The 14821-nt window shown below is 65.2% G+C and carries 17 protein-coding genes, 3 tRNA genes and 1 pseudogene; 9 read left to right on the top strand and 12 right to left on the bottom strand.

Annotated features, from left to right (window positions below; translation table 11 throughout):
- Positions 1-15 precede the first annotated feature (15 nt).
- On the bottom strand, positions 16-1995 hold the full coding sequence (locus G6N13_RS06615; RefSeq protein WP_163695462.1) for a DUF6541 family protein: 1980 nt from the start codon (positions 1993-1995) through the stop codon (positions 16-18).
- A 98-nt stretch (positions 1996-2093) separates the two neighbouring features.
- Between G6N13_RS06615 and G6N13_RS06610 the strand changes: the two genes are divergently transcribed.
- Positions 2094-3290: a cysteine desulfurase-like protein gene (locus G6N13_RS06610; protein ID WP_163695460.1), complete on the top strand. Its 1197-nt coding sequence runs from the start codon at positions 2094-2096 to the stop codon at positions 3288-3290.
- Between the two features lie 3 nt (positions 3291-3293).
- On the opposite strand, the gene G6N13_RS06605 is transcribed toward G6N13_RS06610, so the two are convergent.
- Positions 3294-4271 (bottom strand): NAD(P)H-quinone oxidoreductase, encoded by a 978-nt coding sequence (locus G6N13_RS06605; protein ID WP_163695458.1) that lies wholly within the window; start codon positions 4269-4271, stop codon positions 3294-3296.
- A gap of 63 nt (positions 4272-4334) precedes the next feature.
- On the opposite strand from G6N13_RS06605, the gene G6N13_RS06600 reads away from it, so the two are divergent.
- The 3 genes from G6N13_RS06600 (at position 4335) to G6N13_RS06590 (ending at position 5535) form a co-directional block, all read left to right on the top strand.
- Complete coding sequence (locus G6N13_RS06600) at positions 4335-4847, top strand: MarR family winged helix-turn-helix transcriptional regulator (RefSeq protein WP_163695455.1); 513 nt, start codon at positions 4335-4337, stop codon at positions 4845-4847.
- A gap of 18 nt (positions 4848-4865) precedes the next feature.
- Positions 4866-4952 (top strand) — tRNA-Ser (locus tag G6N13_RS06595).
- 274 nt (positions 4953-5226) lie between these two features.
- Positions 5227-5535 carry a hypothetical protein gene (locus G6N13_RS06590; protein ID WP_163695452.1) on the top strand — a complete coding sequence of 103 codons (309 nt, stop codon included), beginning with the start codon at positions 5227-5229 and terminating at the stop codon, positions 5533-5535.
- Positions 5536-5538: 3 nt separating this feature from the next.
- Here G6N13_RS06590 and G6N13_RS06585 read toward each other — a convergent pair whose 3' ends face one another.
- The 4 genes from G6N13_RS06585 to cysK all read right to left on the bottom strand — a co-directional run bounded on the left by G6N13_RS06585 (position 5539) and on the right by cysK (position 8360).
- Complete coding sequence (locus G6N13_RS06585) at positions 5539-6363, bottom strand: crotonase/enoyl-CoA hydratase family protein (protein ID WP_163695449.1); 825 nt, start codon at positions 6361-6363, stop codon at positions 5539-5541.
- Positions 6364-6408: 45 nt separating this feature from the next.
- Complete coding sequence (locus G6N13_RS06580) at positions 6409-6570, bottom strand: hypothetical protein (protein ID WP_163695447.1); 162 nt, start codon at positions 6568-6570, stop codon at positions 6409-6411.
- Positions 6571-6734: 164 nt separating this feature from the next.
- Positions 6735-7424 carry a serine O-acetyltransferase gene (cysE, locus tag G6N13_RS06575; RefSeq protein ID WP_163695444.1) on the bottom strand — a complete coding sequence of 230 codons (690 nt, stop codon included), beginning with the start codon at positions 7422-7424 and terminating at the stop codon, positions 6735-6737.
- Between the two features lie 3 nt (positions 7425-7427).
- Positions 7428-8360 carry a cysteine synthase A gene (gene cysK, locus G6N13_RS06570; RefSeq protein WP_163695441.1) on the bottom strand — a complete coding sequence of 311 codons (933 nt, stop codon included), beginning with the start codon at positions 8358-8360 and terminating at the stop codon, positions 7428-7430.
- A gap of 171 nt (positions 8361-8531) precedes the next feature.
- Here cysK and G6N13_RS06565 point away from each other — a divergent pair.
- A pseudogene (locus G6N13_RS06565) lies at positions 8532-9177 on the top strand (LLM class flavin-dependent oxidoreductase); the annotation flags it as partial.
- Positions 9178-9232: 55 nt separating this feature from the next.
- Here G6N13_RS06565 and hisC read toward each other — a convergent pair.
- On the bottom strand, positions 9233-10291 hold the full coding sequence (hisC, locus tag G6N13_RS06560; protein WP_163695439.1) for a histidinol-phosphate transaminase: 1059 nt from the start codon (positions 10289-10291) through the stop codon (positions 9233-9235).
- 116 nt (positions 10292-10407) lie between these two features.
- Between hisC and G6N13_RS06555 the strand changes: the two genes are divergently transcribed.
- From G6N13_RS06555 to G6N13_RS06540, 4 genes are all read left to right on the top strand, one after another.
- Positions 10408-10496: transfer RNA gene (locus tag G6N13_RS06555), tRNA-Ser, on the top strand.
- 41 nt (positions 10497-10537) lie between these two features.
- Positions 10538-10610: transfer RNA gene (locus G6N13_RS06550), tRNA-Arg, on the top strand.
- 33 nt (positions 10611-10643) lie between these two features.
- A complete protein-coding gene (locus tag G6N13_RS06545) occupies positions 10644-10853 on the top strand; it encodes a hypothetical protein (RefSeq protein ID WP_163695436.1) in 210 nt (69 codons plus the stop codon).
- Positions 10854-10927: 74 nt separating this feature from the next.
- Positions 10928-11119 (top strand): three-helix bundle dimerization domain-containing protein, encoded by a 192-nt coding sequence (locus G6N13_RS06540; RefSeq protein WP_235677949.1) that lies wholly within the window; start codon positions 10928-10930, stop codon positions 11117-11119.
- 10 nt (positions 11120-11129) lie between these two features.
- Here the strand turns inward: G6N13_RS06540 and G6N13_RS06535 are convergent, their stop codons facing one another.
- The 5 genes from G6N13_RS06535 to G6N13_RS06515 all read right to left on the bottom strand — a co-directional run bounded on the left by G6N13_RS06535 (position 11130) and on the right by G6N13_RS06515 (position 14811).
- A complete protein-coding gene (locus tag G6N13_RS06535) occupies positions 11130-11318 on the bottom strand; it encodes a hypothetical protein (protein WP_163695434.1) in 189 nt (62 codons plus the stop codon).
- Positions 11319-11529: 211 nt separating this feature from the next.
- Positions 11530-11799, bottom strand: a complete 270-nt coding sequence (locus tag G6N13_RS06530; RefSeq protein ID WP_163695432.1) for a hypothetical protein — start codon at positions 11797-11799, stop codon at positions 11530-11532.
- Between the two features lie 80 nt (positions 11800-11879).
- Positions 11880-12641, bottom strand: a complete 762-nt coding sequence (locus tag G6N13_RS06525; protein ID WP_163695429.1) for an SDR family NAD(P)-dependent oxidoreductase — start codon at positions 12639-12641, stop codon at positions 11880-11882.
- Positions 12638-13816, bottom strand: coding sequence for an acyl-CoA dehydrogenase family protein (locus G6N13_RS06520; protein WP_163695426.1), 1179 nt, complete (start codon positions 13814-13816; stop codon positions 12638-12640). Before G6N13_RS06520 ends, G6N13_RS06525 begins: the two co-directional genes overlap by 4 nt.
- Positions 13813-14811, bottom strand: a complete 999-nt coding sequence (locus G6N13_RS06515; RefSeq protein WP_163701795.1) for a phosphotransferase family protein — start codon at positions 14809-14811, stop codon at positions 13813-13815. Before G6N13_RS06515 ends, G6N13_RS06520 begins: the two co-directional genes overlap by 4 nt.
- Positions 14812-14821: the final 10 nt, after the last annotated feature.

The raw sequence follows: 14821 nt of genomic DNA, 5'->3' as shown, positions 1-14821 counted from the left end.
CTTCGTGTCCCATTGTTATTGGGTGCCCGGTGGCGAAGATCCGCGCCATTGGTAGATGCGAGCTTCGCCGTTGTCGTAGATCTTCGCCCACGACTTGGACTTGTCTAGTGACACTAGTCCGTCGGGCATGACGAACCCGCGGACGACCCGGCTACCCGTCAGCACGTATCGGATGTTCAGTGCCTTAACGGACTCCGCGATCCGCGGATCGCGGTCGGCGTCGTCGGCATAGGCCCAGAAGATGAAGCGGTGGTAGCCCGGTCCCTGTTGCACGGGGTAGTCGTAGTGCGTCCACAGCGGGTGCAGATCGGCCACTGCGTACATCCAGGCCGTGCCATCGGTGTTGGCGTTGCCGATCAGAGTGTCGCGGGCGCCGGGCAAGCTGGCCAGGTAGGCCATCGCTTCCAAATCCTTGCTGTCGATCATCACCCTGTCGTACTTCTCGCCCATCAGGTAGCGGTGCCGAGGGAAGTAGTGCCAGGCCAAACCGATGGTGACGGCCAGTAGCAGCACCGCTGTGGCGCCGATCCAGAATCCGCGGTCAGGATCCCTCGCGGCGGCCCATCGTTGCGTCAGCCGGCGGGCACCGGCCACGACCAGCAGCGCCGCAGCGTACAGAGCGATCCCGGCCATCGGCGTCAGCAGCAGCGTCACCACCGCGGACAGTCGGCGCGGGTCACTGTAGAACAGGTCGCTGTACTTGCCGATGATCGCCCCGATCGGGCCGCCGAATGGCACCCCCGAATGCACGATCGACACCACCATCAGCAGCCACACCGCGGCCGGCCACCAGATGCGCTTGGTGAGCAGCAGCAGGAAGCCGATCCCGGCGAGGGCGATCAGGATGTTCTGGATCGGAAAGTCGTTGAGGTGCCGGGTGTGCTGGACGATCGCGTTGAACAGCGTCCGCTTACGGCTCAGATGCGTGACGAAGGCGTGCCCGGCGATCACCTCGGCCTGTTGCAGCACCCCGAGGAACTGCGGGAGCAGCACCGCCAGCGACGGGACGGCGATCGCGACCAGCGTGATGAAGTCGCGCAGCCGTCCCTGCACCGGACGCCACAGTGCGTCCAGCAGCCACCACGCCACCACGAACGTGACGACGACCGCGCCACCGGTGATGTGCACCGAGAACACACCGATCAACGCCAGCACCGCCAGCGGGATGCGGTCCCGGTGCTGCAACGACGACACGATTAGCACGAACGTCGGCACCGCGAGGCCGTACGCCACCATGTTCGGCATCGAGGCAGTGTCGAATTCGACGTAGGGCACCGCGGTGAACGACGCCGACAGCGCGGCCGCGGTGGCGGCCGCTCCTGCCGTACGCCACTGCGACGTGCGGGGACGCAACAGCTGCCAGGTCAGCAGCGCGGCGCTGAGCGGGAACAGCCACACCGCCCCCGCCAGTGAGCTCAACGTGTAGGCGGTGGTCGGTGCGGCGCCGATCAGCTGGGCCAGGACGGCGCCCAGCGCGTGAAACACCGAGGGGTAATAGAGAGCGGCGTGGGTTTCGACGTTGCGCAGCTCACCCATGTGGGTCGACGACGCCTGTCCGGTGTCGAGGATCCAGCGGATGGTGTTGGCATGCCAGACCGAATCCCAGTTACTCGGGATCGACTGCCAGTGCGGCATGCCGAGCCAGGCCGCCAGGGCGATGGACAGTGCGCCCAGGATCACTCCGGCGGCCACCGTCAGCGCAGGCCACAGTGACACCGCGGCGGTGGTCGGATTGGTGGCCCGGTACCGGCCGAGCGGAATCCGCAAACCAAGTACCGCCGCCGTCACGATGGCCAGTGCCAGCAATGCCGTCCAGGTGTTCCACCGGATGCCGATCGCGCCAAACGGGATGATGGCCAGGCCCACAACGCCGTACGTCAGCACCGGGCCCACCCCGAGCGCGACGGGCCAACTCAGCCGCCCGGCCGCCGCCACCACCGCACCCGGCAGGATCAGCAGCAAGACCGCGATCATCAGTCCGAACACGAAGCTCACTGGACTAGTATGGCGGGCCAGGTGATCCTGTCCTTGGGGGACCGCCGGCGCCATTGCTGTCTCGATCGCGGAATCGCCAACGCTTTAAGGTGGGCTCCATGGCATACGACGTCGCCCGGGTGCGTGGTCTGCACCCAGCGCTGGGCGATGGGTGGATGCGCTTCGACGCTCAGGCCGGGATGTTGATTCCCGAGTCGGTGGCTACCACGGTGTCGACGGCATTCCGCGGTTCGGTGCCCAATACGGCCAGCCCCCACCCGGCAGCGCGGCGCTCCGTGGCGGTGTTGGAAGCCGCCCGCCGGGCGGTGGCCGATCTGGTCAACGGCGATCCGGGCGGGGTGGTGCTTGGCTCCGACCGCTCGGTCCTGCTGACGTCACTGGCCGACGCGTCCTCCTCACGGGCTGGGATCGGCTACGAGGTGGTTGTCAGCCGGCTCGACGATGAGGCAAACGTCGCGCCGTGGCTGCGCGCGGCCAGCCGGTACGGGGCCAAGGTCAAATGGGCCGAGGTCGATATCGAAACCGGCGAGCTGCCATCGTGGCAGTGGGAAAGCCTGATCACGCCGCCCACCAAGTTGGTGGCCATGTCCTCGGCGTCATCGACGCTGGGCACGATCACCGACGTCGGGGCGGTCACCAAACTTGTGCATGACGTCAGCGGGCTGGTCGTGGTGGACCACTCGGCGGCGGCGCCGTATCAGCTGTTGGACATCGATGAGATCGAAGCCGATGTGGTCGCGCTCAACGCGTCGGCCTGGGGCGGCCCGCCGATCGGCGCACTGGTGTTCCGTAACCCCTCACTGATCGACACGTTCGGATCGGTGTCGATGGACCCGCACGCCAGTGGTCCGGCTCGGCTGGAATTGGGCGGGCACCAGTACGGCCTGCTGGCCGGTGTGGTCGCCAGCATCGAATACCTGGCCGGTCTGGACGAGTCAGCGCGCGGCACCCGCCGCGAAAGGCTCGCGCTGTCAATGCAATCCGCGGGTTCTTACCTCGGCGGATTGTTCGACTACCTCATGACATCGCTGCGGTCGCTACCGCTGGTGATGGTGATCGGCCGGCCCGAGGTGCACATCCCGGTGGCCAGTTTCGCGGTCACCGGCGTACCCGCCGAGCGGGTGGTCCAGCGGTTGGCCGATAATGGAATCCTGGCCGTCTCCAATGCCAATTCGCGGGTTCTGGATCTGATCGGCGTCGACGACATCGGCGGCGCGGTCACCGTCGGGCTAGCGCACTACTCGACACTGGCCGAAGTCGATCAGCTCGTGCGGGCGCTCGCGTCATTGGGCTGACGCTCACTGCCCGATAGTCAGCAGAACCTTCCCGAACGTCTCACCGGCGGCCAGCACCCGATGCGCTTCGGCGGCTTCGGTGATGGGGAATCGGGCGCCGATGATCGGGCGGACCCGGCCGCCGGCGATCATCGGCCACACCGAGTCCACCACCGCGTCAACGATGGCGCCCTTGCCGTTGCCGCCGTCGACGGGCCGGCCGCGCAACGAGGTAGCGATCACGCTCAGCCGCTTGGGCACCATCTTGGCGATATTCAGTTCGGCTTTGATCCCACCCTGCATGCCGATGATGACGAGCCGCCCATCGGGAGCGAGCGCGTCGAGGTTCCGATCCAGATACGCCGCGCCCATGATGTCAAAAATGACGTTGGCGCCGCCCGCCTCTTTATTAACGCGTGCGACGAAATCGTCGTCGCGATAGGAGATTAGGAGTTCGGCGCCGAGTTCTGCGCACAGATCGAGCTTGGACAGCGAGCCCGCGGTCACCGCGACCCGACTGTTCAGCGCCGTGGCGACCTGGATGGCGTGAGTGCCGATCCCGCTGGCGCCACCGTGAATAAGGAGCAACTCGCCGGTCGCGAGGTGCGCGGTCATGACGAGGTTCGACCACACCGTGCAGGCCACCTCCGGCAGTGCTGCCGCGTCGGCCACGCTGATTCCGGCGGGAACAGGCATCACCTGCCGGGCCGGCACCGCCACATATTGGGCGTAGCCGCCCCCGGCCAGGAGAGCGCAAACATCTTGTCCGACAGACCAATCCGATACACCGTCACCCACGGCCGCGATCACGCCGGAGACTTCCAGCCCCAGGGTGTCACTCGCTCCCGGTGGGGGCGGGTAGTGCCCGGCTGCCTGTAGCAGGTCGGCACGATTGACGCCGGCGGTGATGACCTTGATCAACACCTCGCCAGGTGCGGGTGAAACGTCGGGTATCTCCCGCCAGATCAGGCGATCAGTGGATTCAGCGACGATGGCCAGCATCGAATCAGGTTACTCCCGAGCCATTTCGGCCTCGTACCGCGCTGTGTCGCTTACGATTGCGCAATGGGAGGGATCATCGCGGGGCGGACCGCCAGTGAGATGCCGGGGTTGGATATCGCCGAGCAAAGAGCTTGGCAGAACTTCCTCGACGCGGCACTGCGGCTCTACGGAACACTGAATCGGGGACTCGTCGGTCAGCACAAGTTGAACTTGGTCGACGTTCGCTTACTGCAGATATTGGACAACTCCGAATCCGGGTCGGCGCGGATGGGGGATCTGGCCGAGCAACTCATGTCACTGCCCAGCCGGGTAACCCGACAGATCCGCCGGCTGGAGACAGCCGGATTGGTCCGTCGGGAGGCCAGTCCCGACGACGGGCGAAGCGTTCTGGCCGGCATCACCGATCAGGGTCGTGAGGTCGTCGAAGAGGCGATGCTGACGTACGCGAAGGGTGTTCGGGAGAACTTCCTGGGCCCGTTGTCGCGCCCGCAGATGGCGGCCATGGGGGAGAACTGCCGCCGCATCAACGCCTCGTTGAAGAGCGGCGGTAGCTCGGCGAAGATCGGCCGCGTCTGAACCGCTACGCTTATCGGCGGTGGCGTGGCAGAGCGGCCTAATGCACTCGCCTTGAAAGCGAGAGACGGCTAACACCGTCCGGGGGTTCAAATCCCTCCGCCACCGCTTTTGGCCGGCGAGCGGTTTGCGTAGTGCATCGAGCTAGTCTCTGCACCAAGGCAATTCGAAAGACTCCGCGGTTTCCTGCGTCGCAATCCCACCGTATCCGGATGCTGTCTTTCACCTGCGCAGCTGGCTACGGACTTCTGTGGATCAGCTGGGGACACGTGCCTTTTGGGTTGGTCGGGGCATATAACAGGTGCAAGGCTTTGGAATAGTTGCTTGGCGGCTCACGTGAGTCGCCCGGCTTGTCGAAGCTACGCAAAAGATGTCCTGAAAGGTGCTGGTCAACATGTCCTCCCCCAAGAAGCTTCCTAACAGCTTGGCTTTGGATAAGAGGTTGCTGGGTACCGTTGTGGGCGGCGGCGCGATTGTCATACTCGGCCTGTTCGGTCTGACCCACCCAGCCCCGGTCTCGGGTAACGGAAGCGTCACCGCCGACTCGGGCCACGAGACGAAGATGCCCGCCTATTCGTCACCGGCGGTCGCCAACATGAGTATGGGTGCAACCACGACGCTCCAGCCGACAGATGAGCCGACGGCACTGGCGACCACAAAAGCAGTTCCGGCCATCAAGGCCGGCAGTTAGCTGCTACTCGCCGGTGAATTCCGGCCTCCGCTTGCTGAACATCGCCGAGATGGCTTCGGACAGGTCCCTGGACGGCAGGAAGGCCGCGTTCCAGGCCGCCACGTAACGCAGGCTCGCCGCCACGTCGGCCGTGCGCTGCTCATCGAGGACGTCCTTGATCCCGTGGGTGACCAGCGGTGAATTGGCCGCGATCTCGGCGGCCGTTGCGTGCGCGGCAGCCAGCGTGGCCGCGGCGTCGGAATAGATGTCGTTGACCAGACCGATCTTCTCGGCGCGTGCGGCATCGATGTCCTTGCCGGTCAGGGCCAGTTCGCGCAGATGCCCGTCGGACACGATGTAGGGCAACCGTGCCAGGCTGCCGACATCGGCGACGATCGACAACTTGACCTCGCGCACCGAGAACTTCGCATCGGCGCTGGCGTAGCGGATATCGACCGCGCTGATGAGGTCGACGCCACCACCGATGCACCAGCCGTGTATCGCTGCGATCGTAGGGGTGCGGCAATCGGCCACCGCGGTGATCGATTGCTGCATGCGCTTGAGCTTGGTGTGGAACTCCTTGCGCGGGCGGGCCGACACCTCGGTGGACATGGCGCCACCGATGGTGTCCCCCATCGCGATCAGGTCCAGGCCGTAGCTAAAGTTGCCGCCCGACCCGGTCAGCACGATGGCTCGGACGTCAGGATCGGCGTCGAGGTCGGCGAAGACCACCGGCATTTCCGTCCAGAACGCCGGGCCCATCGCATTGCCTTTGCCCGGGCCGATCAGCGTGACCTGGGCGATGTGGTCCTTGACCTCGACAGTGAGGGATTCGTACGGCTCGCTCATGACCATGAAGGTTACGGCGCGAAGCCGCCTGCGCTCACTCCAGGGTTACGTGCGGACGTGCGGACGTGCGGACGTGCGGACGTGCGCCGCGATGCCGGCGCCGAGTGCGAACACAGCGACGAGCCGTGCAACCACTCCTACGGCGATCGGGGTGGAGGTACCGACCAGGCCGGGCAGGTTCTGCAGGATCAGCACGAACGAGATCACCAGGCCGACCAGTGCCAGACCCGGCGCGATGAACGCTCGCCAGGCTCGGAGAAGTCCGACAATCGTTGCGGCACCGTCTCGTCAACGGCAACGGCGCTGTGCGGCAACGCCGAGCGCTACGCGACTGCGGACTCGACGCAGTGGTGGCAGAGCTGGCAGTGGCGTCAGATGGAGAAGTCTTCGCCGTACCAGACGCCGGCCTCGGGGGGCCGGATCACGCGTTCGGTGCCGGGGCCGTCAGCCCGTGACTCCAGCTTGGACACCCGGCTGAGCAGCGTGTGAAGGCTGACACCGAGTGGGTCGGGCAGATTGGATTGGTCGGTCTCGGTCTGCCCGCCGGCGGGCCGTCCGATGATTTGTCCAGGGACGCCGACCACCACCGAACCGGGTGGCACCTCCTTGACGACGACGGAGTTCGCGCCGATCTGACTGCCTTCGCCAATAGTGATGGCGCCCAATACTTTTGCACCCGCACCGATGGTCACCCCGTCTTCGATCGTCGGGTGCCGCTTTCCCCGATCGAGACTGATGCCGCCCAGCGTGACGCCGTGGTAGATCGTGACGTCGTTGCCGACTACCGCGGTTTCGCCGATCACCACGCCGGTGGCATGGTCGATGAACACTCCACTGCCCAGGACCGCGCCGGGGTGTATCTCAACCCCGGTCAGGATGCGGCCGATCTCGGCGAGTACCCGCGCGGGAAGTTTGGCGCCACGCTGCCACAGCCGATGGGTGATGCGGTGAATCCACACCGCGTGCAGTCCCGGGTACACCAGGATGATCTCCAGCGTCGAGCGCGCGGCGGGGTCGCGTTCCTTGACCGACCGGACGTCGCTGAGAATTTGCCAGGGCATTGGTCAGTCGGCCAGATCCGAAAAGAGCACGGTGCTCAGGTAGCGCTCGCCGAAGGAGGGCAGCACGACCACGATGAGCTTGCCCGCGTTCTCCGGTCGGCGGGCGACCTCACGGGCGGCCCACACCGCCGCGCCCGAGGATATGCCGGAAAGCAGGCCTTCCTCGCGGGCCAGGCGCCGGGCCAGGTCGAGGGCATCCTCGTTGGCCACGGTGACGATCTCATCGACCACGTCGGTGTCCAGCACGGCCGGGACGAACCCGGCGCCGATGCCCTGGATCGGGTGCGGGCCCTTTTGACCACCGGAGAGGACCGGTGAGGCGGCGGGCTCGACCGCGATGATCTGAACCGAGGGTTTGCGTTCCTTGAGCACCTCGCCGACGCCGGTGATGGTGCCGCCGGTGCCGACCCCGGCTACGAAGATGTCGACCTCCCCGTCGGTATCGGCCCAGATCTCCTCGGCGGTGGTGGCGCGGTGGATCGCGGGGTTGGCCGGGTTCTCGAACTGCTGCGGAATGAAGTAGCGCTGGTCGGTCTTGGCCAGCTCCTCAGCCTTGGCGATCGCACCGGACATGCCCTCGGCACCCGGGGTGAGAACGAGTTCGGCGCCGTAGGCGCGCAGCAGCATCCGCCGTTCGATGCTCATGGTTTCGGGCATTGTCAGCACGCATCGGTAGCCGCGCGCGGCGGACACCATCGCGAGCGCGATGCCGGTGTTGCCGCTGGTCGGTTCCAGGATGATGGTGTCTTCCTTGATCAGGCCGACCTTCTCGGCCGCGTCGATCAACGCCACGCCGAGGCGGTCTTTGACGCTGCCCGCCGGATTGAAGGACTCCAGCTTGGCGACCACGTCGGCCACCGCACCATCGGTGACCCGGCGAAGCCGCACCAACGGCGTCTTCCCGGTCAGCTGAGTGATGTCATCGGCGATGCTCATGAACCTTCTCCAATGAATTGACGCCAAGGGCCGCCTGTCGCTTGGCCGCAGCCTAACAGGTGACTGGTGGCGAGGTCAGGGCGTCTGAACGGGATTGAATCACGCCGATGAAAACCCTTGAGAATCGTCGTGATTCACGGTCTAGTCGTTCCCCTAGTCGAAGGCATGGCCATGAAGTTCTTGCCGTTAACCCTCATCGCACGCCAGCCAGACCCCGTCACGGGGGAGAAGACGAGCGCCGCGACACGGCTACGTGCGGTCCTCGATTCCGCGGTGTTCGCTGAACAGCTCGCCTTCGATGGTTTCGCGGTAGGCGAACGGCAGCAGGATCCGTTCATCTAGTCCTCGCCACCGGTGGTGTTGAGCAATATCGCGGCGGGGACGTCGCGGATCGGGTTATTCACCACGGTAACGACGTTGAGTCTGCTGGACCCGGTGCGGGCCTTCGAGGACTACTTGACGCTGGACAATTTGTCCGACGGTCGAGTCGAATTGATGATCGGCAAGGGGAACGGGACCGCGCAGGCCGAGCTTTTTCACGTGACAACCGATGATCAGTGGGACCGAAATCGCTAGGGATACCGGCTATTTCGGCATTTTTGGGACAGCGACAAGGTGACCTGGTCCGGTCGGTTCCGCCCCCATCGAGCCCTACGCCGAGCTGGTGCGCCACTACCGGCAGCGATGGGAGTGGGGTGGCCGCGATCCGAGGGAGGCCCTCGTCGGCGCCGGAACCGCCGGGTTTCATATCGCCTCGACGTCCCAGCGGGCGGTCGCCGACCGTCAGTCGTTCGAGACGCGTCTGGCATTTGCGCGGGCGCTGAGCTCCCAGATATCCAGCAGGCCAATGGTTTACAGCCCGATGGCGGCTTTCAGCGGACCGTGATCCATGTCCGTGCGAACGCCAGGAACGTGTCGTTCTCCTCGGGTGCACCGATGCTCACCCGCACACCGTCGGTGCCGTAGGGGCGAACCAGCACGCGAGCCGCCGCGGCCTGCTCGACGAAGTCGGGCGTCTGTTCGGGGGATAGGGGCAGCCAGACGAAGTTGGCCTGCGGTGGCGGGAACGTGTAGCCCGCCTCGGTCAGCGTGGCGCAGACCCGGCGGCGCTCGGAGACCACGGCGTCTGTGCGGGCCAGCAGTTCCTTGGCGGCGTTCACCGAGGCGATCGCGGCAGCCTGCGAGACGGTGGTCGCAGCGAACGGCACGTACACCTTGCCCAGCGCGGTGATGATGCCGGGGTCGCCCACGGCATAGCCGATCCGCAGGCCGGCAAGGCCGTATGCCTTGGAAAAAGTCCGCAGCACAACGACATTGGGATGATTGCGGGCCAAGCCGAGGCTGTCGGGGAGCATACCGTCGCGGATGTACTCGACGTAGGCCTCGTCGATGGCGATGAGGATGTCCGAGGGCACGGCGGCGACGAAGCGGGCCAGTTCGTCGGGGTCGACGACGGTGCCGGTCGGGTTGTTGGGGTTGCAGACAAAGATCAGCCGGGTGCGATCGGTGATTGCGGCCAGCATGGCGTCCAGGTCGAAGGTGTAGTCGCGCAGCGGCACCTGCACCGCGGTGGCGCCGGCCACCCGCACCTGCAGCGGATAGATCTCGAAGCTGCGCCAGCCGAAGAGCACCTCGTCGCCCACCGAGGAGGTGATCTGGATGAGCTGCTGGCACAGGCTCACCGACCCGCAGCCGACGGCGATGTGTTCGGGGGCGAAATCGACATGCTTGGCCAGGTGCTCCTTGAGCTCCACATAGCCGTTGTCGGGGTAGCGGTTGATGGTCTCGGCGGCTGCCGCGATCGCGGCACGCACGCTGGGCAGCGGGCCATGTACGGTCTCGTTGCTGGCCAGCTTGACGGCGCCCAGCACGGTCTTACCCGGGGTATAGGCCGGTAGCTCGGCCAGTTCAGGGCGCAAGCGGGCGGTCATTCGGTCAAGTGTAGGTGGGTGTGGAGGCTGCTTTGCCACGAGCCGTCACCCCTGTGTACTCTCATCCATCGGCGGTTCCGGGCTTCGACCAGGCTCCGGTACCCTCAAGTAGTTCAGGAGGCGTGCCAGAGTGGCCGAATGGGACTCACTGCTAATGAGTTGTCCCCCTTAAAGGGGACCGGAGGTTCAAATCCTCTCGCCTCCGCCGCGGCTGACTCGTCAGCCACGAACAATTGAAGATGTACGGCGCCCGTAGCTCAACGGATAGAGCATCTGACTACGGATCAGAAGGTTAGGGGTTCGAATCCCTTCGGGCGCACTTCGCTTGTCACCGCTATCTAAAAGCTTTGCCGTGTTCGGCCCGCACCTCCGCAACTGGTGGAGCACGCCGGTCGACTACGCCGCGCAGGTGCACTACTTCACCCAGCGGGAGATCTCCACACCGATCCAATTGCTCATCGGCCTCGGGACGGGATTCAACGGGGTCCTGTCGCTGACCGTATTGCTCCCCACCGCGCGCACACCCGCTGTGGCCCGTCACTTCTGCGAACCGGCACCGTGACGAACGTCAAATTGACGACGCTCGTCCCTTGACGGAGAGTGAAAAGTGTGGCAAACGTAAGTGAAGTTATGTTGATGGAACAGGTTTTCGACCGCTTGGCCGCTACCTACTCCGACCTGCCCCGTGATCACGTCGCCCGGACCGTCGCCAACGCCCACGATCGTTTCCACGACAGCACGATTCGCGAATTCATCCCACTACTGGTCGAGCGTCGCGCTCGCGCTGAACTTTCCAGCAGCGGATCGCTGCTGGTCTGGTCTTCGTGACCGGCCGGGGCTAGACGGCCCCGGCGTTTTCGCCCTCATCGGTGTACTCACGATTGTCGGGTTGGGGAGCATTCCCCGTGCCGCCGGCGTCCTGGCCTTCTTTCCAGTACAGATCATCAGTCGGCTGCGGGGCCGGGCCGGTGCCGCCGTCGTTCTCATTGGCGTCCCAGTAGTAGGGCTCGTTGGGATCCGGCCACACAAGACCGCTGCTCGAGTCGTCAGCGGAAGCCGTCGCAGCGGCGGAAGAGCGTGATTGCGGCCATCGCCAGGGCTGCAAGCCCCGCTGATGCTAGTTGTGCGCGCACCTTCACGAACGGATCTGCTCCTCGTTAGGCGTTGATTATCGCCGATACTCCCTGCGGCAACAGAATTCTGCCGCAATTGGCGGACGAGGGGAAGCCGACGTGCGGTTAGGGGCGCAAGCTGACGTCTTGCAGCGCAGCGCGCGGAGCCAGATCCAGCTTCGCGGAGTAGGCGGGGCGAAACCGGCGCACGATGTAGTGGACGGCGTAGACCTGTGCGGCTCCGACCAGAAGCAGGGGCCAGAGCGCACCGGCAACGGCCGACCAGAAGCCGCGTGCGATGTCACCGGGCGGGTCGTAGGACTGGAAGCGTGGGCTGATCAGCCAGACGGCGACGGCGACGGATAGCGCTGCCAACACGTACAGGTCGATCCACATCGCCCAAGCGTTCCAGAGACTCCTCAAAGCGCGCGTGTGGAGGTCCTGAGAGGGGTCGAATCGACGCGTGATCGTTATCGCTACGTAATGGTCAGCCCGCCATCGACAACGATTGTCTGCCCCGTCACATAACCGCCGGCGGCAGACGCGAGCCATATTGCGGTAGCGGCCAATTCGGCGGGATCACCGAGTCTGCCGACCACAATCCTGGGTAGCTGCTGCTCCAGATAGCCGGGCTGATACTCGTCGGTCATCTCACTCTGGAAGAAGCCCGGTGCCAGCGCGTTGACGCGAATCCCTTTGCGGGAGCCCCACTGTTGCGCCAGGTCGCGAGTCAAGCCCATCACCCCAGCTTTGGACGCGCTGTATGCGGCCTGTGGAAGGCCTCCGGTGATGAGCCCAAGAATGCTGGCGATATTAATGATCGAGCTTCCAGCCTGCATCACCCGTCCGCAGGACTGAGCCATCCAGTAGGACCCGTTGAGGTTGACGTCGATGACCCTGCGGAACTCATCGGGGCTTTCGCGGGTTGCCGGTACTGCGGTGCCGACGCCGGCGTTATTGATCAGCACGTCGACCCGGCCGAACTCATTGATCGCGGCATCGACCAGCTGTTGACATTGCTCAGGGTCGGCAACGTCGGTCTTGCGGGTGTGCACCTTGCGGCCGGCTTGTTCGACGAGGGCCGCGGTGTTGGCGAGTTGCTCCACGCGCCGGGCACCGAGCATCAGATTGGCGCCCGCCTCGGCGAATGCCTGGGCGAACGACACCCCGAGGCCCGAGGACGCTCCGGTGACGATGACGACCTTGTCGTCGAGGCGGAAAAGGTCGAGTGCACTCATGACGGATTCCTCAATACTTGGCGGGCGATCGCGTACTTGTGCACTTCGGTCGGGCCGTCGTAGATGCGGAACGCACGCATATCGGAAAAGATTGCTCCGACGGGGGTTTCATCGGAAATGCCCATGCCGCCCAGTATTTGCACGCAACGGTCGGCCACCTTGAACAATTCCTCGGACACGTAGGCCTTGACCATCGAACTCTCATGGCGGCCCTTGGCCCCGGTGTCCAGCGCCCAACAGGCCCACCAGATCGCCAGCCGGCACTGCTGCAGTGCAATCTCGTTATCGGCGATCATGAAGCTCACGCCCTGATGCTCACCGAGCGGCTTGCCGAATCCGGTCCGGGTCCTGGCGTGCTCGATCGCGATCGAATGAGCCCGCGATGCCGCCCCCAGCCAGCGCATACAGTGCGTCAACCGTGCTGGGGTCAGGCGTAATTGGGCGTACCGCAGTGCCTGGCCGACCTCACCGAGCACCGCTGTGGCGGGCAACCGAAGATTGTTGAACCGGACCACACCGTGGCCCTCGACGTAGTTGCGGTCCATCGTGTCCATCACACGCTCGAGCTCGATGCCCGGGGTCTGGCCGTCGCACAGGAACAATGTCGGGCCGTCAGCGCCATCAGAGTTCGGCGCCACCCGCGCCATGATGATCCAGGTCCGCGCCTTATTGGCCCCGGTGATCAGCCACTTACGGCCGTTGATCACATAGTCGGTTCCGTCGAAAACCGCTTCGGTGGCAAGCTGATTCGGGTCGGATCCAGCTCCGCCGGGCTCGGTCATCGCGAACACCGACCGCTGCCTGCCATCAATCACCGGAACCAGGAACTTCTCGGCCTGCTCCTCAGTGGCGATCTTGGACAGCACGAACATGTTGCCCTCGTCGGGTGCCGCGCAGTTGAGTGCGACCGGGCCCAGTGTGGACCAGCCGGCGGCTTCGAACAGCACCGCCTGCTCGCGGTGCGAGGGCTCGCGACCACCGAATCGATGTGGTGCCTGGAAGGTCAGCAGGCCGGCGTCACGCGCCAGTCCGACGAGTTCGGTCCGCAGTTCCTCATTCGGCCCGTGCCGGGTGACGCGCGGATCTCGTTCGTACGGAACGATTTTGTCGACGACGAACGCGCGAATCTCGTCACGTTGTGCCGCCAGGTCCCTCGGAATCTCGAAATCGATCATCGCTGTCCCTCCATCAGTGCCAAAGCCCGCTCGAACAACCGCACCGTCGCGATGTGCAGGTGGTCGCCAATCTCCTTGGGCGCCAAGCCTGCAGCCGCACGGGCATTCGATCCCTCGAGGATGATGCCGAGCTTGAAACAGGCCATGACTGTGTACCAGTCGATATCGGACAGGTCGCGGGTGCTGTTCTGCGAGTACCGTTCGACCAGTTCGTCGGGCGTAGCCAGGTCGCCCGCGCTCATGAGAGCGTTACCGAGCACCGACTCACGCCCGGGCGCGTACCAGGTGGCCAGCATCCAGCCAAGGTCCAGCAGTGGATCGCCGATCGTGCACATCTCCCAGTCGACGATGGCCGCCAGTTCGGGCCCGGTCGGGGAGAACATCACGTTGGCGGCGTGGTAGTCGCCGTGCATGATGCCTGGCTGCCAGTCGGCGGGCAGGTTCTGTTGCAGCCAGGTGGCCACGGCGGCGACGTCGCCGATGTCGGGCCCCGGGTAGTTCTCGAAGCCGCGGTAGGACTCCAGCTCGGAAAGCCACCGCGGCACTTGGCGTTCCAGGAATCCCTCGGGCTTGCCGAAGTCGGCCAGTCCGACCGCGATATGGTCAACGGCACCGAGCTTGGCCGCGGCCGCGGCCATCGACAGGCCCATCTCGTGGCGGATGCGCCGGTCGCCGGCATGCAGTGCCGGCAGATCGGCTCCTGCGTTGAAGCCATCGACCGGCTCCATCAGATAGAACACCGCATCGCCGAGCACCGAGGTGTCCGCGCAGACGGCGATCAGCCGGGGGTGCGGGACATCGGTACCGGCCAGCGCGTGCAGCACCCGGGTCTCCCGCAGGATCACCTTGTTGCTCACCGGCCGCAAGTGGCGGGGGCCCCGGCGGAACACGTACTCGCGGCCTGATCGGGTGAAGCGGAGCATGACGTTCTGGGTGCCGCCGGTGATCTCGGAGACGTTGTCCAAGCGGCCCTCGCCGAGGCCCTGCTCCGACATCCAAACACTC

Origin of the sequence: Mycolicibacterium sarraceniae, from assembly GCF_010731875.1 — a bacterium.
GTDB lineage: Bacteria > Actinomycetota > Actinomycetes > Mycobacteriales > Mycobacteriaceae > Mycobacterium > Mycobacterium sarraceniae.
The sequence above is the reverse complement of the archived record's forward strand: the minus strand, read 5'-3'. Positions and strand labels throughout refer to the sequence as shown.